Source organism: Nitratidesulfovibrio termitidis HI1, from assembly GCF_000504305.1.
Taxonomy (GTDB): Bacteria; Desulfobacterota; Desulfovibrionia; order Desulfovibrionales; family Desulfovibrionaceae; genus Cupidesulfovibrio; species Cupidesulfovibrio termitidis.
The window spans coordinates 2,716,906-2,733,480 of the sequence record NZ_KI632512.1 but is presented as its reverse complement, the minus strand read 5'-3'; the positions used below and the strand labels follow the sequence as shown (position 1 = coordinate 2,733,480).

Sequence of the window (16,575 nt, the reverse complement as noted above, 5' to 3'; positions counted from 1 at the left end):
ACGGGCCGTCACGCAGGCGGCGCCACCACACGGGAGTTAGCAATGGCAACGCAAACCGCACGCAAGCCCTGGGGCAAGATGATCGTCTTCGGCATCCTGTCCGCCGCCCTGTACGCAGGGGTGTTCGCCTTCGCGGACACCATCGCCGCCCATTTCGCCCAGGGTTCGTACTGGGCCGCCGGGCCCATCGCCACGGTATTCCTGTTCTCGTACGTGCACGGTGAGTTCACCGGCAGCCTGTGGAGCGTGCTGGGCATAGAAGCCACCCGCAAGACCGCCCGCAAGACGGAAACGACCACGGCCACTGTCGGCCAGCCCGCCACCGTCCGCCCGGCCGCGCGCCGCGCCACGCTGAACGCCTAGCGGCGCCCTTCAGGAGACGCATCATGGATATCCTTGCACTGGACCCCACAAAGTTCATCGACCTTACCGCATCGGGCGTCTGCTTCCTGTTCCTCGTCGGCTTCATCGGCGGGCTGGTCAGCGGGTTCATCGGCTCGGGCGGGGCCTTCGTGCTCACCCCCGGCATGATGAGCCTGGGCGTGCCCGGCACCGTGGCCGTGGCCAGCAACATGTGCCACAAGTTCCCCAAGGCGCTGGTGGGGGCCATCAAGCGCTTCCGCTACGGCCAGGTGGACGTGAAGCTGGGCCTGGTCATGGCGGCGTCCGCCGCCGTGGGCGTGCAGATCGGCATCCGCATCCAGCAGATCATTCTGGAAAAGTGGGGCCAGGTCGGGTCCGACCTGTACGTCAGCCTGTCCTTCGTGGCGGTGCTGGTGCTGGTGGGCGGCTACGTCATGCGTGACGCGCTGCGCTGCGCCCGCTGCGGCGGCGTGGAAACCACCGCGCCCCTGGCCCTGCGCCTGCAGGCCATCGAACTGCCGCCCATGATCACCTTCCGCCGCTCCGGCATCCGCATTTCGCTGTGGTTCACCCTGCCCGTGGGCTTCGCCACCGGCATGCTGGCCGCCACCATCGCCGTGGGCGGGTTCGTCGGCGTGCCCGGCATGATCTACGTCATGGGCGTGCCCGGGCTGATGGCTTCGGCCACCGAACTGGTCATCGCCTTCGTCATGGGCCTTGGCGGGTCCATCAACTGGGCCATGCACGGCATGGTGGACATCCGCCTGGTGCTGATCATTCTTGGCGGTTCGCTGCTGGGCGTGCAGCTGGGGGCCATCGGCACCACCTACGTGCGCGAGCACATGATCAAGATGGTCATGGCCGTGATCATGCTCATCGTGGCCGTGAGCCGTGGCATTGCCCTGCCGCGCTACCTGGTGAAGCTGGGCTTTATGGACATGTCGCCCGAAGTGCTCGACGTGCTGGGCAAGATCAGCTTCGGGTCCATGTGTCTGGCCCTGCTGACCGGCGCGGTGATCATCCTCGGCAGCATGTGGAAGGGTCGCATGGCCGCGAGGGAGGAGGCGCATGGGCAGGCTTGAGCGTCTGCTGGTGCCCGTCACCGGCGATGAGCATTCCCTGTACGCGCTGGACCAGATTCTGGAGTTTGCCGCCACCCGCAAGTGCCGGGTGGCGGTACTCTCCGTGGTGCCGCCCTACACCGGCGATCTTGGTTCCAGCGCCCTGGCGGACCTGAAGCGGCTGCTGCGCCAGCCCAGCGAGATGGCCCTGGCCCGCGCGCTGGAGATGGCCAACGCGCGCGGCATGGACATCGACTGCCTGTGCGAGGAAGGCGAGCCCTTCGAGGTCATCGTGGACACCGCCCGCAGGCTGAAGGCCGACCTCATCGCCATGGGCGTGGCCGACCGGTCCGCCCTGGGGCGGCTGGTGCGCGGCAACGTGCCGCTGCGCACCATCGGCCACAGCGAGCGCGACGTGCTGCTGGTGCCGCAGGGCGCGGTGCTGGGCTTCGACTCCATCCTGCTGGCCACGGACGGTTCGCGCTACTGCACCTATGCCGCCGTCACCGCGTTGCAACTGGCGCGCGAGCATGATGCGGACCTGCATGTGCTGTACGTGGCCGACTTGACCGACTGGGCCTTTCCCGACTCGGCGGAAGGGCAGCTGGCGGCGGACATGGAGGTGGAGCACGGCCGGGCCGTGGTGGAGGCCATCGCGGCGCGGGCCGCGCAGGAAGGGGTGCGGGCGCGCGGCCACGTGGCCCAGGGCGAGGCGGCGGAGCGCATCTTGGCCACGGCCGGACGGCTGGGCGCGGAATGCCTGTTCATCGCCTCGCACGGCAAGGGGGGGCTGGCCCGGCTGCTGCTGGGCAGCGTGGCCGAAGAGGTGGTGGCCAGTTCGCGCATCCCGGTCTACGTGGCCGTGCGGGACAGGTTGCGGCGATAGGACTTCCTTCGGGAAACCCCCTGCCAACGCCACGAGGCAGGCGCGGCAAAGGCCGCATGGCCGGGCAGCAAACGCCCGCCGTGCGGCCCTTGCGCGTGCGGAGCGGAAAGAGAAGAACTAACCGGATGCCCGCGCCGATTCCGGTTCCGGGTCGGGTTTCGCGTCCTGCGTCGCGTCGGGTTCCGCGTCCGGCTCCGTATCGGGGGCTGCGGCGGGCGTGCTCACCAGTTGGTCGCGGTGCAGCAGGGCCGGGAACAGGCGCATCCACAGCAGGGCCACGAGAATGGTGCCCACGCCCCCCAGCACCACCGAACCGGTGGCGCCGAACCACGCGGCGGTAACCCCGGACTCGAATTCGCCAAGCTGGTTGGAAGTGCCGATGAACACCGAATTCACCGCGCCCACGCGGCCGCGCATGGCGTCCGGCGTTTCCAGCTGCACCAGGGTCTGGCGCACCACCACGCTGATCATGTCGCACGAGCCCAGCATGGCCAGGGCGGCCATGGACAGCGGGAAGCTGCGCGACAGCCCGAAGGTGACGGTGGCCACGCCGAAGCCCACCACCCCGGCGAACAGCCGCCTGCCCACCCGCCGCCGCATGGGCACGCGGGCCAGGTACACCGACATGCACAGCGCGCCCACGGCCGGGGAGGCGCGCAACAGGCCGAGGCCCCACGGCCCCGTGTGCAGGATGTCGCTGGCGTAGATGGGCAGCAGGGCCGTGGCCCCGCCCAGCAGCACCGAAAAGAGGTCCAGCGAGATGGCCCCCAGGATGACCGGGTTGCGCCGCACGTAGTCGATGCCCCCGAACAGCGAACGCAGGGTCATGGGCTCGCGTTTTGCCGCCGTGTCCGGTCGGCGCACCAGCAGGATGGCCACGCACGCGATCAGAAACGCCGCGCCGCACACCCCGTAGCCCACCTGGGCACCGGCGGCGCACAGAAAGCCGCCCAGCGCCGGGCCTGCAATGATGGACGCCTGACGCAGCCCGGCGCCAAAGGCCAGCACGCGGGGCAGCACCTGCACCGGCACCAGGCCGGGCAGCAGGGCGCTCATGGCGGGTTGCTCGAAGGCACGGGCCGCGCCGGTCAGAAAGGCCCCGGCGAATACCCCGGCAGGGGTCAGGGTGCCCGTGGCGCTGCCCACGGCCAGGGCCACGGCCATCAGCCCTTCGGCCAACTGGCAGCAGAAGGCGATGCGCCGCCGGTCGAAGCGGTCGGCCACGCCGCCCACCACCAGGGTAAGCAGCAATTGCGGGGTGAACTGGGCCAGCCCCACCAGGCCGAGGTGCAGGGCGCTGCCGGTCATGGCGTAGATCTGCCAGCCGATGACCACGGCCAGCATGTTGTAGGCCAGGTACGAACCGCACTGGCTGATCCAGAAGCGCGGCAGCGAGGGGATGCGGGTTACCTCACGCAACGAACTGCCGCCTTGGGGGCCTGTCGAGTCAGTCGGTTCAGACGGGCCAGTCGGGCCAGTCGGGCCGGGCGGTGAAGACGCGGGGCTATCCTGGGACGGCGAAGCGGAGTTGGGTGTGGGCATGAAGGAACCCGAAGGTGGCGGAGTGTGTAGAAGCCGGGCATGCAGGACATGCCGTGGGGAAAGGCCAGTCGGGGAAGGTCGCGAACCGGGTTGGGGAGCCGGTCGTCGCCGCTTCATTGAGCAGACGGGGAGTCCGGTATACGCCTCTGCCTGACCATGGCAAGCAGGCAGGGGAGCCCTTGCGCGGCAGGGCTTCCGAAACGAAAACACCAGGCGGTGCCCGGTGAGGAGGTGCGGCGGATTGCCGCGCAAGGCGCCCGCAGGCGCATGAACGGCTAGACGCTGGCTTGCAGCAGCAGGCCGGGGGCAAGGGCATCCGGGGCCTGCGCCGCCGCGCCGGTGGGCCCGTACCCGGCGGCCAGGCCGCCCGCGCGGCTGCCGGCCTGGCCTGAAAATCCGGCCTGTCCCAAGAATCCGGAGAGGGAAGACAACGCGCCGGACAGCAGCCCAGACATGGTATCGGCGGCGCTGGTCCCGGCGGCCTGGCTGCCTGAAGCGGCACCGTTCGCACCGTTCGAACCGGCAGCCCCACCCGGTTCCGTGGCGTCCTCCACGCCCATCTTGCGCAACGTGTCCAGCAGCGACTGCATGGCGTCGGTGCCGCCGTCGCCATCTTCTTCCGCCGCCTGCTGCACCAGCGTGGCCTTGGCCGCCTCGGCCCCCTGCACCGCGTCGTCGGCCAGGTTGCCCGCGCCCGCCACCATGAACCGCTCGGAAAGGCCGTTGTCGAAGTAGTCGTTGAGCGCGTCGTTGAGGCCGCCGCCATTGAGCTGCGCCATGAACGCATCGCCCGATGTCGTGCCGAACTGGCGGTCCACGAAGCGCAAGGCGTTCAGCAGACCTTCGCCCAGCGAATCTTCGGTGACAGGGCCGTCGCCGATGCTCTTGTACACGATGCCCATGACGGCGGTGGCCGCCGCATCGCCGAACTTGTCGGCCACCCAGCGCACGCTGCCGGACAGCGCGCCGGAAAGGGCATCGCGCTCGGCGTCGGTTGGCGCGGTGGAAGCCGCGTCCGTCGCGGCATTCGTGGTCGTGCCCGTCGTATCGGTTGCGGCAGGCGCCACCGATGCCCGACGCACGATGTCCGCGCCGAACACGTCGGCGGTCTTGTCGGGCGAAAGGCCCGAAGCCCGCGTACCCGACCCCGTGCTGGTGCCCGACCCGACAGACGTGCCCAGCAGCGCGCCCAGCCCTTCTCCGTACGGAGAAAGGCCGTTCTGCGCGCGCAACACGCCAAGGGTCAGGTTCAGGCTCATGTGGTGCTCCCGGGGGCGTGGCACACCCCGCTGGTCATCTCTTCGGCAGCACCGGGCAGGATATTAGGGGTACGCGTAAAGATTTCCGGCGGAAGGCTGCTCCTACGCGCCCACAAACGCCAGCAACGGCGCATAGTCGCCGCCGTCGGCGGCGCGCAGTGCCGCGATATAGGCGGTACGCCGCGCCGAGTCGGCTTGCAGGTTCACGCCGGTGGCCCAGTCGATGGGGGGCGCAGCGAAATATTGCTTCAGATACTCGTCCGCCGCGATGCGGGCGTGGCGGCCATTGCCGTTGGGAAAAGGGTGAATCTGCACCAGGCGGTGGTGAAAGCGGGCGGCGGCCTCCCTGGGGGACCAGGTGGCGTTTTCCGCCCAGAAGCGGGCATCGTCGCACAGCGCCTGCAACTGCACGGCCACCTGCGACGGGGCCACGCCGATGTTCTTTTCGGTCAACCTGAACCGGCCCGCCCAGCGCCACACGTCGCCGAACAACTTGTCGTGCAGCAGGCAGAGAACGTTCCGTGTCAGGATGTCGCGGTTGCGCGTGCGCGCCAACCACGCAAGGCCCTGCTGGATGTTGGCCTGCTCCAGTTCGTCCAGTTGGCTGCGCGTGGCGACGTGCCTGTGCTTCAACCCGCGCGCCTCGTCAGGATCGAGGGGCGTCGCGCCTTCGGGATCACCTGAGTTTGGCGGGTTGGGAAGCATCAGCGTTCCTCCCAGAAGTCCGGGGGCGGGTTGCGGAGCAGGTCTTCGGTCATGCGCGCGATTTCCTCCTGCACCCGCTCGGGCGGCAGCGCCTGCTGTTCCAGCGCCATGTGCCCGCTGGCCCGCAGCACCAGCGCCTCGGCCTTTGCGCGGGCCTGTCGCCGAAGGACATCCTCGACCCGCCCGTTTCCCCCATGTGCGTTTTCCGCCTGCGTGCCTTCCACCTGTGCATTCGGCACGATGGCGTAGACGAAGCGGCAGCCCAGGGCCTTGGCCATCCTTTCCATCTGCCGCAGAGTGATTGCGCCTTCCGGCTCATTGCGTTCGTGCTGGTACACGGCGGCATTGGTCACCCCAAGCCGTCGGGCCAGTTGCGCCCCCGACATGCCCAGCGCCTTGCGTACCGCCGCAATCCAGCCCCCCTTGGGCACGAGCACCCCGGAAACCTTGCCAGCCGCCATATCCACCAGCCGGACCTGCTGTGAACGAACCGTATCCCTGACGCTCATAAGTAGCTATTCCTATCTTTTTTGACTTTGAAAGATAGTAATACATATTTTTTCATGTGCCAAGAAGGTAGCTATACCTATCTAATGCGACACCTGCCCACTACGCCCCAACGTGCGACCCAACGTGCGCCCTGACGTGCGACCTGACGTGCGACCCCGCACGCCCCGCTTCCCCCAACCCGCGTGGCCCCGTATCGGGCTCTGCCCTCCCGCACGTTTCTCGCCCCCCCCCCGCAACACCCCGCCCCGCCTGCATCCCCACGATGTTTTACAATGATGTCAAGCCGGGGGCTTTTCATTGACCCCCCCCGCGTATCTGCTATGGCTAGCATTGCCCCGACCTGTTTCCTGCCGGATATTCGTCCGGCTTCACACGCGCCACCCGACGCGGCACTTACAGACACTCCACGGCCTTGCGGGGCCGGCCGGGCCGCGACCCGGGCGCGAAGCACCAATTGCAGGAGGTGCACATGGACTTTCCCGTTTTCAATTGCAAGAACGGCGATGATGTCATCAGGGCGGTCAAGGAATACAACGTCAGCTTCATCCAGTTCTGGTTCGTGGACATTCTGGGCAACCTGAAAAGCTTTCAGGTAACCCCCAGCGAACTGGAAGCCGCCTTCGAGGAAGGCATGGGCTTTGACGGCTCGTCCATCCTGGGCTTCACCCGCATCGAGGAAAGCGACATGGTGGCCTTTCCCGACGCCACCACCTTCCAGATCTGCGCCTGGCGGCCCATGGAGCGCCCAGTGGCGCGCATGTTCTGCGACGTGCGCAACCCCGACGGCACCCCCTACGAGGGCGACCCCCGCTACATCCTGCGCAAGCTGACCGAAAAGGCCGCGCAGAAGGGGTACACCTACTATGTGGGCCCGGAACTGGAATTCTTCCTGTTCGCCAGTTCGCAGTGCCCGCAGCCCATCGATGCGGGCGGCTACTTCGACGCGCCCCCGCTGGACCTGGGCAACGACGTGCGGCGCGACATCATCTTCGCGTTGCAGCGCATGGGCATTGCCGTGGAGTATTCGCACCACGAGGTGGCCCCCTCGCAGCACGAGATCGACCTGCGCTACAACGAGGCCATGAAGATGGCCGACATCGTCATGACCTACAAGGTCGTGGTGAAGGAGATGGCCCGCAAGCACGGGGTGTACGCCACCTTCATGCCCAAGCCCATCTTCGGCCAGAACGGCAGCGGCATGCACGTGCACCAGTCGCTGTTCCGCAACGGTCGCAACGCCTTCTTCGACCCCAACGACCCGCACCACCTTTCGGGCGAATGCCGCTCGTACATCGCAGGCCTGCTGAAGCACGCGCGCGAGTTCTGCTGCGTCACCAACCAGTGGATCAACTCGTACAAGCGCCTGGTGCCCGGCTACGAGGCCCCGGTGTACCTGGCCTGGGCGCAGCGCAACCGTTCGGCCCTCATCCGCGTGCCCATGTACAAGCCCGGCAAGGAAGCGGCCACCCGCATCGAACTGCGCAGCCCCGACCCGGCCTGCAACCCGTACCTGGCCTTTGCGGTGATGCTGGCCGCCGGGCTGGAAGGCATCGAAAAGAGCTACGAACTGCCCAAGGCCGTGGAAGCCAACATCTTCCACATGGGCGAGGAAGACCTGACCAAGCACGGCATCGGGTCCCTGCCCGGTTCGCTGTACGAGGCGGCCATGGAACTGAAGGGCAGCTCCCTGATGCAGGACGTGCTGGGCGAACACACCCACGCCAACCTGGTGGGCAACAAGCTCATCGAGTGGGACGACTACCGCACCCACGTCTCCGAGTTCGAGTTGCAACGCTACCTGCCCGTGCTGTAGGCGCGCTCCGGATACGCACCGAAACGCAAGGCGTCGCAACCAGCAGGTTGCGACGCCTTTTGTTTTCGAAAACTGACGCATGCCGCATCGGGCGACATGGCAGAAAGTCCACTGCCTACAGGTCGAGTTGCTCCACCGCAATGCCCAGCGCGGCGGCTATCCTGCGGCGCGTGGCCGGTCGCAGCCGGGCATCCGGTGCCTCCATCTGGGCATAGGCGGACTGGGTGATGCCCATGCGGCTGGCAACCTCGGCCTGGGTCAGCCCAAGGTGTTCGCGCCAGGCCCGGCAAGGGGAGGCCCCATCACCGACAACCCGGCCCACAACGTCGTGCGGCACCGTGGGGTCCGGCACGTCCTGTCCGCCGAAGGTGCGAACATACTCCGCATAGGGCACCACGACGGCCACGGGCTGCCCGTTGTGCCGGATGACCTGATGTTCAGTAGGTATGTTCATCGCGCTTCCTCACCTCGTCGATGTTGATGACGGTCACCGAACCGTCGGGCAGCACGTGGAACAGGACGCGGTAGCTGCCCACGCGCAGGCGGTAGTCGACCCTGTTGACCAGTGCCTTGACGTTCCGCACGTCAGGCCATTGCGCAAGCCCGCCCACGGCGGCATGCACCTTCACCTGATCCCCTTGCGGCAGCTTGCGCAACTGCTTCACCGCCCTCACTGCCCACTCGATGCGCACCATGAGTTTTTAATAAGTAAAAATAAGTTTTCTGGCAAGCCCCGGCGGCTCGCCAGTCCGTCAGCTCGCCAATCCGTCAGCCAGCCTCTCAATCCCGCTTGCGCCCGCGCCCCACGGAAACCAGCACGCCCAGGCACGAGAACACGGCGGCCACGGCAAGGCCGGTGCGGGTGGCGGACAGGAATTCGGGCAACACGGCGGGGGTGATGGCGGCCTCTCCCAGGTGCAGGGCGAAAATGAGCGAGACGGCGGTCATGCTGCACGCCATGCCCAGGGTGCGCATGGCCCCCACCATGCCCGAGGCCACGCCGAAGTGGGCCTTGTCCACGCTGCTCATGATGGCCACGGAGTTGGCGGTAACGAAGATGCCGAACCCGATGCCGATGCACACCAGTTCCGCGGCCAGCAGCCACACGGGCATGCCCGGCGAGATGGTGGCCATGGCCAGCAGCAGCCCGGCGGCGCTGCACAGCATGCCCACCGTGGCCACGCGACCGGGGTCGATCCTGTCCGACAGACGACCGGACAGCGGCGCGGTAAGCACCTGCATCACCGGCTGGATGAGCAGGATCAGCCCGGCCTCGCGCGGGGGCAGGCCCTTGGCGTATTGCAGGAACAGGCTGAACAGGAAGGTGACGCCGAACACCGCGGCGTAGTTGCCGAAGGCGGCAAGGCAGCTCAGCGAAAAGAACCGGTTGTGCAGCAGCAGGTTCACGTCCAGCAGGGGGCTTTTGCTGCGCGCCTCCACCCGCAGGAACAGCACAAGGCCCGCCAGGCCCGCCACCATCAGCACCGGCCCCAGCGGCACGGACATGGCGCGGGCCGCCCCGGTCATGACCATGCACACCGACACCGCGTAGACGAGGCTTCCGGGCCAGTCCATGTGCGCGCCCTTGTCCGCGCCGGGCTGCGGGCGCATGCGCCACAGGCACATGGCCGTGGCCCCAAGGCCGGGGGGCACCACCATCAGGAACACGCTACGCCAGCCGAAGTGGTCGGTGGTGTAACCGCCCAGCACCGGGCCGATGGACAGCCCGGCATAGGTGAATGCGGACACGATGCCGATGACCCTGCCCCGCAGTTCCGGCGGGTAGGCCACCGCCACCAGCGCCAGGCTGCCGGACAGCATCATGGCCGCCCCGATCCCCTGGCCGAAGCGCAGGGCCATGACCAGTTCAACGGACGGCACAAGGCCCAGCAACAGGGTGAGGCTGGTGAACACGGCAAGGCCGGGCAGCAGCACCCGGCGTTGCCCCACGATGTCGCCAAGGCGGCCGCAGGCCAGCATGCTCATGGCCAGGGCCAGGGCGTAGAGTTGCTCCACAAGGCCCAGTTGCACGGCAGACGCGCCAAGGTCGCGCCCCAGCGAGGGCAGGGCCACCCCCACGGCGGTAAGCATGAACGGCACCATGAACTGGGCGATGCACACGGTGGCCAGCACCATGCGCGGCGAACCGGCATCTCCCAGCCGTACCGGCGTGAACTGCATTGCGATACCTCGCGGAAAAACGATGGCCCGCACCGCCCGTGCCCGCACGGCGCAAGGCGGGCGATGCGGGGACAGACGACATCGCGTTGCGTCTCCGCGTGGCGGAACGCGACGCAACGGAACGATGCGGGGTGGAAATCAGTACCTACGACCGGGCCGCGTCGGTGTCCACCCCGGCGGCAGCACCGCTGTCACCGGCGGCCATGGCTTGTTCCACCTGTTCCGCCTGCTCGATGAGCAACGCGCCCAGATCACGCGCGCGGGCACAGTCCTGCGGAAAGACTTCTTCGCGCCGCCTGGCCTTGGCCACCGGATCCCAGCTGGTGGAAACGTACTTGGAATAGTCGTCGAACTGGTAGGTGTCCGTGCACAGGAACAGTTCGCACTTGCCGAAGATCCTGCGGGTAACCGCCCAGGTGGCCTTTACCGCCCGGTCCTGCTGGTAGTCGGGCATCTTATCCTCGGGGATGTTCATGGTGTACACCAACCCCGTGGGCAACTGGCGCGGGAACAGCGGCTGGTAGCCCGGCGTGTAGGACAGGTAGGGGAACAGCAGCCGCTCCAGGAACGAGCGCATCTCGCCGGTTTCCGCATAGAAGTAGATGGGCGAACCCAGCAGCAGCACGTCCGCCTTGGCCACGCGCTCCAGGATGGGGGTCAGGCCGTCCTTCACGGCGCAATGGCCGTAGCTCTTGCCGCCGATCTTCTTGCAGGCGAAGCAGCTGATGCAGCCCTTGTAGTCGTGCTCGTACAGGTGCACCAGCTCGGTGCTGGGGGTGCGTCCCGCCTGCGCGGCGTGTTCCGCCGCGCCCTCAAGGGCGTTCTGGAGCAGGGTGGCGGTGTTCCATTTCTTGCGCGGGCTGCCGTTGATGGCGATGATGTTCATGGCGCTCCTGCCCGGCGGGCGGTTGCGGGTTGCGAAAGAGCCATGATGCCTGCTGGTGGGGAAAAGGCAAGAACTGTCCGTGAGGGTAGATAGTATCATTTCGGGAACCATCACGTGCGGCCAAAAACGCGGCGCGCATCCCGGCAAGGGCCGACAGATACGCGCCGCGCGGGTGCAGCATCCCGACGGGCAATGTTGCCACGAGCGATTGATCCGAATGAGGATTTTCGTTCGTTGGCGAGGAAAACAAGCCCGCCATGAGGGAGTGCCCCAGCCGTTGGGTGAGCGAAGCGAACCTTACGGATGGCGACCGCAACGCGTACTCTTATCGTATTCGACCGAGCCCCAGCCGTTGGCGAGCTTGCGAGCCGTACGGATGGGGACAGCAGCGCTTTGGCGGGCGAAGTTTGACCGCGTTGCGCACGATGCCCGTAAGGTTCGCAAGCTCACCTAACGGGCACGCTTCGCGCCCTTCGGGTCGGACGCCAACGGGCGAAAAGACCATTCGGAGTTACTTCAGCGCCTTCTGAAGGTCGTACGCCAACTCCACGATGTCCTCGCCCACGCGCAGGGTTTCGGCGATGCCGCGCGAATACATGAACTGCGGGCCGTGCACGTGCACCAGAATGTCCAGGTCCTGCACGTAGCGCAGCTGGCGGGCCGCGTCTCCGGCATCGCCGCGCGCCTCTGCGGCCACGGCGGCCTCGATGCGGGCGCGCAGGCGGTCGCGCTCGCCCTCGCGCAGCATGGCCAGCAGGCCGTCCAGCACGCGGTCCAGTTCCGGGTTGGGAACGATGTCGCCGCTGGCCACGGTGGCTTGAGGGGTGATTACGGTTTCCATGTCGTGTTCTCCCATGGCGCTACCCCCTGCGGTAGTCCGCCGTGTCGATGTGCATGCGTTTCAGGATCTTCTGCAGGGTGAACCGTTCCACCCCGCTGAGGCGCGCGGCCTCGGAAATGTTGCCGTGGGTATGCTCCAGCAGCCGGTGCACGTAGCTGCGGGTAAATTCGTCCACGGCCACCTGCTTGGCGTCCTTGTAGGGCGAAAAGCCCGCGCCGCACTCCGGGTCCGCGTCCGCGCCGTGCTCCATGCGGTGCACGAAGGCTCCCTCGATGCGTTCGCCGGGGCAGAACACGGCCATGCGCCGCACCAGGTTCAGCAGTTCGCGCACGTTGCCCGGCCACTGACGGCACGAAAGGTAGGACAGCGCCTCGTTGGAAAATTCCTTTTCCGGCACGCCCAGCTCGTTGCACACCCGGAACAGGAAATGGGAGGCGATGTGGGGAATGTCCTCGATGCGGTCGCGCAGCGGGGGCACGGTGATGGTCAGCACGTTGAGGCGAAAGTACAGGTCCTCACGAAAGCTGCCGTCCGCGATCTTGGCTTCCAGATTGCGATTGGTGGAGGCAACGATGCGCACGTTGACCCGCTGGGCCTCGTTGGTGCCCACGGGGCGCACCTCGCCCTCCTGGATCACCCGCAAGAGCTTGCTCTGCACCAGGGCCGGAATGTCCCCGATTTCGTCCAGCAGGATGGTGCCCTTGTCCGCCGCCATGAACAGGCCCTTGCGGTTCCTGTCCGCGCCGGTGAAGGCCCCCTTCACGTGGCCGAACAGCTCGCTTTCCAGCAGCGCGTCGGGAATGGCCGGGCAGTTGACCATGATGAACGGGCCGTCGGCCCGCTGGCTGAGCGACTGCACGGCGCGGGCCACCAGTTCCTTGCCGGTGCCCGATTCGCCCCGGACGAGCACCGTGTAGTCCGACGCGGCCACCGCCGCGATGGACTTGCGCAGCCGCTGCATGGCCGGGCTCTTGCCGATGAGCATGGGCCCAAGGTCGCCGTCGGCGGCCTTCTGGCGCAGGCGGCTGTTTTCGCGCAGCAACACGCCGCGTTCCATGGCCTTGCCCACCACCCGGAACAGATGCTCCTGGTCGATGGGCTTGGTCAGAAAGTCGTAGGCACCCTGCTTCAGCGCGGCCACCGCCGTTTCCACCGAGCCGAAGGCGGTGAGCATGATCACCGTCAGGGCGGGGTCCTTGGCCAGGGCTTCTTGCATCAGGGTCTGGCCGGACAGGCCGGGCATGCGCAGGTCGGTCACCAGCACGGAATACTCGCCGTGGACAAGCGCGGAAAGGGCTTCCTCGCCGCTGCACCGCACGTCAAAGGTCCAGTCCGGAAACTGGGTGGAAAGCAGGCGCGCCAGGCCCACGGCGAACACGCGCTCGTCGTCCACCACCAGCACGCTGCCGCAGCACGGGGTTGATGCGGGGCTCATGCGCGGTCTCCTTCAAGCGTGGTCCGATTGGCGCACCTGGCGTCGTCTCCACCGTCCGCGCCCTGAGGTTCTGGTGTCTCGGGCATCTCGGGCACCTCGGGCGCCACGGGCAGGGTGATAACGAAGGTAGCCCCGCCCTCGCCCGTCACTTCCACCATGCCGCCCAGATCGCGCAGCAGTTCGTGCACCACGGTCAGGCCAAGGCCGGTGCCCTTGCCGATCTCCTTGGTGGTGAAGAACGGGTCGAAAATCTGGGTCATGTTCTCCGGCGGGATGCCGGGGCCGTTGTCGGTCACGGTCAGACGCACGTAGCCCCCTGCTCCGCCAGTTCCGCCACTTCCGCCAGTTCCGCCTGTCCCGCCACTTCCGCCTGTCCCGCTCACGCCCTCCGACCCTGCTTCCGTGGCTCGCACCAGTTCGGTGCGCACCCGGATGTGCCCCTTGCCCTGGGGCATGGCGTCGATGGCGTTGACCAGCAGGTTGGTCAGAATCTGCTCCAGCGATGTGGCATCCGCCGCCACGCGGGGCAGCCCGTGCGCAAGGTCCAGTTCGATGTCCGCACCCGCGCTTTCCAGTTGCACCCGGAATATCTGGGCCATGTCGCGCAGCACGGCGTTGAGGTCAGACGGCCCGGTCAGGGTGCGGTTGGCGCGGGCCAGCCCCAGCAGGTCCTGCAACACCAGACGGGCCTTCTGGGTGTGCTGCACGATGACCTCCAGGTCTTCCTGAGCCTGCGGGTCCTGCTGGGTCTTCTGCAGCAGCTGGGCATAGCAGTTGATGACCCCGAGGGGGTTGTTGATTTCGTGGGCAAGGCCAGCCGCCAGCTGGCCCAGCGCGGCCAGCTTCTCGCTCTGCTGCATCTGGGCGCGCACGCGCCGCTCCAGCGTGGTGTCGCGCAGGTAGACCACGGCCCGGCCCATGTCGCCGCCGTCGCGCAGGGGGTACACGCTCACGGCCATGACGCGCGGCCCCGGCAGTTCCAGTTCCAGGTTCGAGGGGTCGCGCCCGGCAATGGCCGCCGCAAGGTCGCCGTCGGCCAGGGCTTTTTCCGAAATGGAGCCCAGCCACGTGCCGATGCGCGCGCCGGGGCGCACCCCGTCGGCCAGCGCCCGGGCCGAGGTGTTGGCCAGCACCACCGTGCCGCCTTCCTCCACCAGCAGCACCGGGTCGGAAATGCCCTCGAAGATGAGTTCCAGCAGGCGGTTCTGGCGCAGCAGCGCGTCGATGGCGTCCAGGTTCTCGATGGCGATGCCGAGCTGCTGCCCAAGGGCCAGCAGTACTTCCGGCGTCAGGTCCGGCGTGCCTCCGCCCTCCCAGTACAGGGCCATCAGCCCCCGGCTGAAGTCGGACGTGCTCACCGGCACCAGCACCCGGCCCGGCTCCACCCGCACCTGGCGGGCGTTGACCACGCTCAACCAGTCCTCCGGCATGCGGGTGGCGTCGTCGGGGCCGGGAGGGGTGGGCCAGGCATACTGCTCGCGGCCCATGGGCGCGCACAGGTAGGTGGCCCGGCTGGCCCCGAAGCGGGCGGCGATGCGCGGCAGCGCGCCCTTCAGCAGTTCGGCGTGGCTCTGGCTGCTGTTCAGGTCGCCCAGCAGGTCCACGAACAGCTCCACGTCGGTGCGGTGTTCCGAGGCTTCCAGGCTGAGGTCCTCGGTGCGCTCGCGCACCTTGTCCTCCAGGTTGGCGGCATAGTCCTCCAGCTTCACGCGGGCCTCGCGCAGGTGCGCGGCAAACGCGCCAAAGGCCTCCATGAGCGAGTTGATCTCGTCGCCCTCGTCCAGCCGGTTCAGGATGTTGCGGTCGCCGGGGCTCTGGAAGTTCTGGCGGAAAATGGCGGTCAGCCTGCGCAGGTTGGCCACCACCAGCCGGTTGAAAAAGATGATGATCAGCAGGAACACCCCGGCGGCGGCAGCGTAGAACGAACTGCCGAACAGGGTGATGGCCTCGCGCACCTGCTGCACGCTCTTGTCCACGGGCATGCCCACGAAATCCATGCCCGCAAGGTCGCCGGTCTTGTGGCCAAAGCCGCGCACGGCGCCATACCGCTCAATGAGCACGCGGGGGGCGTTCACGGGGTCGCCGTGGCAGTACATGCAGTCGGCATCGAAATACACGGGCCGGGCCATGATGTAGTGCTCCACCCCGTCGATGACCCGGTAGCCGCGCAGGGTCTTGAGGTCGCCGTCGTTGCGGAAGCCGGTGATGAGCTGCCGTTCCAGCTCGTTGGCCTGCGAGGCGGGATTGCGCGGCGTCACGGATACCCGGCGGTACAGATACTGGTCGCGCTCTGCGTTCAGGTCCACGAACACCTTGCGGGTGACAAAGGAGGTGCTCATGGCCTCCAGCAGAAAGTCCTCGTCCGGGATGTGCCCGCGCACCGAGGGGCGCAGGGTGTCGCGCACGTACTGCTGCAGGGACGAAACATGCGAGAACACCAGTTCCGCCTTGGCCTCGGCCTCGATGTGCAGCATCTCGCGCAGGTGCAGGTTGAGCGAAAAAAGGAACACCCCCCCCAGCAGCAGGAAGATGCACGCAAGGCCCAGAAGGAACTTGTGCTGAATCTTGCCGTGGAGAGGGTGCGACATGCGGTATTCCGATGCTCCCGCCGCGTTCCTGTCCGTCTGCCCGACTCTCTGACAGACGGACGCGGAACGCGGCGGGAGGGGGGGATGGCGGTTAGGCGGCGCCGTGAGCGGCGGGGAAGAAGACGGCGCTCACCCAGTAGAGCACCACCAGGGAAATCACCCCGATGGCCAGGCTCCAGGCGACAAGCTTCTTTTCCACGGGCAGAAGCGGCTCGTACTCCATCTTCTGCATTTCCTCGGCGATCTTGTTTTCTTCAAGCTGCATGGTCAAGCTCCTTGTGCGTATGCCGCGCGGGCGCGGCCCAACGGTTCGGAATTGTTCGTTCAGGCAGTGTCAGGGGCTGCTTCTAAATGAGGATTTTCGTTCGTTGGCGAGGAAAACCAGCCTGCCATGAGGGAATATGCGGCAGCCGTTATGCGAGTTTTCGAGCATTACGGATGGCGACCGCATCGCGCTCTTCTCGTATTTGACCGACATGGCGGCGAAGTTTGACCGCGTTGCGCA

At 67.1% G+C, this 16,575-nt stretch carries 16 protein-coding genes; 4 read left to right on the top strand and 12 right to left on the bottom strand.

Annotated elements, in window-relative coordinates:
- Positions 1 to 42 precede the first annotated feature (42 nt).
- The 3 genes from DESTE_RS11040 to DESTE_RS11030 are packed head-to-tail and all read left to right on the top strand — an operon-like array spanning position 43 to position 2,310.
- Complete coding sequence (locus DESTE_RS11040) at positions 43 to 363, top strand: hypothetical protein (protein WP_035067644.1); 321 nt, start codon at positions 43 to 45, stop codon at positions 361 to 363.
- Positions 364 to 386: 23 nt separating this feature from the next.
- A complete protein-coding gene (locus DESTE_RS11035; protein ID WP_035067643.1) occupies positions 387 to 1,445 on the top strand; it encodes a sulfite exporter TauE/SafE family protein in 1,059 nt (352 codons plus the stop codon).
- Positions 1,432 to 2,310 (top strand): universal stress protein, encoded by an 879-nt coding sequence (locus DESTE_RS11030; protein ID WP_035067641.1) that lies wholly within the window; start codon positions 1,432 to 1,434, stop codon positions 2,308 to 2,310. The genes DESTE_RS11035 and DESTE_RS11030 overlap by 14 nt, the downstream gene beginning before the upstream one ends.
- A 117-nt stretch (positions 2,311 to 2,427) precedes the next feature.
- Here DESTE_RS11030 and DESTE_RS11025 read toward each other — a convergent pair whose 3' ends face one another.
- The 4 genes from DESTE_RS11025 to DESTE_RS11010 all read right to left on the bottom strand — a co-directional run bounded on the left by DESTE_RS11025 (position 2,428) and on the right by DESTE_RS11010 (position 6,325).
- A complete protein-coding gene (locus tag DESTE_RS11025) occupies positions 2,428 to 3,729 on the bottom strand; it encodes an MFS transporter (protein WP_245590817.1) in 1,302 nt (433 codons plus the stop codon).
- 398 nt (positions 3,730 to 4,127) lie between these two features.
- Positions 4,128 to 5,111: a hypothetical protein gene (locus DESTE_RS11020; RefSeq protein WP_035067639.1), complete on the bottom strand. Its 984-nt coding sequence runs from the start codon at positions 5,109 to 5,111 to the stop codon at positions 4,128 to 4,130.
- A gap of 102 nt (positions 5,112 to 5,213) precedes the next feature.
- On the bottom strand, positions 5,214 to 5,816 hold the full coding sequence (locus tag DESTE_RS11015) for a mobile mystery protein B (RefSeq protein WP_035067637.1): 603 nt from the start codon (positions 5,814 to 5,816) through the stop codon (positions 5,214 to 5,216).
- Positions 5,816 to 6,325: a helix-turn-helix domain-containing protein gene (locus DESTE_RS11010; protein ID WP_035067635.1), complete on the bottom strand. Its 510-nt coding sequence runs from the start codon at positions 6,323 to 6,325 to the stop codon at positions 5,816 to 5,818. Before DESTE_RS11010 ends, DESTE_RS11015 begins: the two co-directional genes overlap by 1 nt.
- 470 nt (positions 6,326 to 6,795) lie before the next feature.
- On the opposite strand from DESTE_RS11010, the gene DESTE_RS11005 reads away from it, so the two are divergent.
- Positions 6,796 to 8,139 (top strand): glutamine synthetase family protein, encoded by a 1,344-nt coding sequence (locus DESTE_RS11005; RefSeq protein WP_035067633.1) that lies wholly within the window; start codon positions 6,796 to 6,798, stop codon positions 8,137 to 8,139.
- A gap of 115 nt (positions 8,140 to 8,254) precedes the next feature.
- Here DESTE_RS11005 and DESTE_RS11000 read toward each other — a convergent pair whose 3' ends face one another.
- The 8 genes from DESTE_RS11000 to DESTE_RS18240 form a co-directional block, all read right to left on the bottom strand.
- The gene (locus DESTE_RS11000; protein WP_035067631.1) at positions 8,255 to 8,593 is read right to left on the bottom strand and encodes a helix-turn-helix domain-containing protein; all 339 of its coding nucleotides are present in this window, start codon (positions 8,591 to 8,593) and stop codon (positions 8,255 to 8,257) included.
- Positions 8,577 to 8,813 (bottom strand): type II toxin-antitoxin system RelE family toxin, encoded by a 237-nt coding sequence (locus tag DESTE_RS10995; protein WP_245590816.1) that lies wholly within the window; start codon positions 8,811 to 8,813, stop codon positions 8,577 to 8,579. Before DESTE_RS10995 ends, DESTE_RS11000 begins: the two co-directional genes overlap by 17 nt.
- 106 nt (positions 8,814 to 8,919) lie before the next feature.
- Positions 8,920 to 10,320 (bottom strand): MFS transporter, encoded by a 1,401-nt coding sequence (locus tag DESTE_RS10990; protein ID WP_035067626.1) that lies wholly within the window; start codon positions 10,318 to 10,320, stop codon positions 8,920 to 8,922.
- A 145-nt stretch (positions 10,321 to 10,465) separates the two neighbouring features.
- Positions 10,466 to 11,206 (bottom strand): flavodoxin family protein, encoded by a 741-nt coding sequence (locus DESTE_RS10985; protein ID WP_035067624.1) that lies wholly within the window; start codon positions 11,204 to 11,206, stop codon positions 10,466 to 10,468.
- A gap of 511 nt (positions 11,207 to 11,717) precedes the next feature.
- Positions 11,718 to 12,047 carry a hypothetical protein gene (locus tag DESTE_RS10980; protein ID WP_245590815.1) on the bottom strand — a complete coding sequence of 110 codons (330 nt, stop codon included), beginning with the start codon at positions 12,045 to 12,047 and terminating at the stop codon, positions 11,718 to 11,720.
- 19 nt (positions 12,048 to 12,066) lie between these two features.
- Positions 12,067 to 13,482, bottom strand: coding sequence for a sigma-54-dependent transcriptional regulator (locus DESTE_RS10975; protein WP_035067621.1), 1,416 nt, complete (start codon positions 13,480 to 13,482; stop codon positions 12,067 to 12,069).
- Complete coding sequence (locus tag DESTE_RS10970; protein ID WP_035067618.1) at positions 13,479 to 16,070, bottom strand: c-type heme family protein; 2,592 nt, start codon at positions 16,068 to 16,070, stop codon at positions 13,479 to 13,481. Before DESTE_RS10970 ends, DESTE_RS10975 begins: the two co-directional genes overlap by 4 nt.
- A 91-nt stretch (positions 16,071 to 16,161) precedes the next feature.
- Entirely contained in the window at positions 16,162 to 16,335 is a 174-nt protein-coding gene (locus tag DESTE_RS18240) for a hypothetical protein (protein WP_198015354.1), read from the bottom strand.
- Positions 16,336 to 16,575 lie beyond the last annotated feature (240 nt).

Coding starts and splice junctions, on each gene's coding strand:
- DESTE_RS10985 (WP_035067624.1), bottom strand. CDS start 11,206: ATGAACATCATCGCCATCAACGGCAGCCCGCGCAAGAAATGGAACACC.
- DESTE_RS10975 (WP_035067621.1), bottom strand. CDS start 13,482: ATGAGCCCCGCATCAACCCCGTGCTGCGGCAGCGTGCTGGTGGTGGAC.
- DESTE_RS11005 (WP_035067633.1), top strand. CDS start 6,796: ATGGACTTTCCCGTTTTCAATTGCAAGAACGGCGATGATGTCATCAGG.
- DESTE_RS11030 (WP_035067641.1), top strand. CDS start 1,432: ATGGGCAGGCTTGAGCGTCTGCTGGTGCCCGTCACCGGCGATGAGCAT.
- DESTE_RS11010 (WP_035067635.1), bottom strand. CDS start 6,325: ATGAGCGTCAGGGATACGGTTCGTTCACAGCAGGTCCGGCTGGTGGAT.
- DESTE_RS11020 (WP_035067639.1), bottom strand. CDS start 5,111: ATGAGCCTGAACCTGACCCTTGGCGTGTTGCGCGCGCAGAACGGCCTT.
- DESTE_RS11015 (WP_035067637.1), bottom strand. CDS start 5,816: ATGCTTCCCAACCCGCCAAACTCAGGTGATCCCGAAGGCGCGACGCCC.
- DESTE_RS18240 (WP_198015354.1), bottom strand. CDS start 16,335: ATGCAGCTTGAAGAAAACAAGATCGCCGAGGAAATGCAGAAGATGGAG.
- DESTE_RS11035 (WP_035067643.1), top strand. CDS start 387: ATGGATATCCTTGCACTGGACCCCACAAAGTTCATCGACCTTACCGCA.
- DESTE_RS11040 (WP_035067644.1), top strand. CDS start 43: ATGGCAACGCAAACCGCACGCAAGCCCTGGGGCAAGATGATCGTCTTC.
- DESTE_RS10990 (WP_035067626.1), bottom strand. CDS start 10,320: ATGCAGTTCACGCCGGTACGGCTGGGAGATGCCGGTTCGCCGCGCATG.
- DESTE_RS10970 (WP_035067618.1), bottom strand. CDS start 16,070: ATGTCGCACCCTCTCCACGGCAAGATTCAGCACAAGTTCCTTCTGGGC.
- DESTE_RS11000 (WP_035067631.1), bottom strand. CDS start 8,593: ATGAACATACCTACTGAACATCAGGTCATCCGGCACAACGGGCAGCCC.
- DESTE_RS10980 (WP_245590815.1), bottom strand. CDS start 12,047: ATGGAAACCGTAATCACCCCTCAAGCCACCGTGGCCAGCGGCGACATC.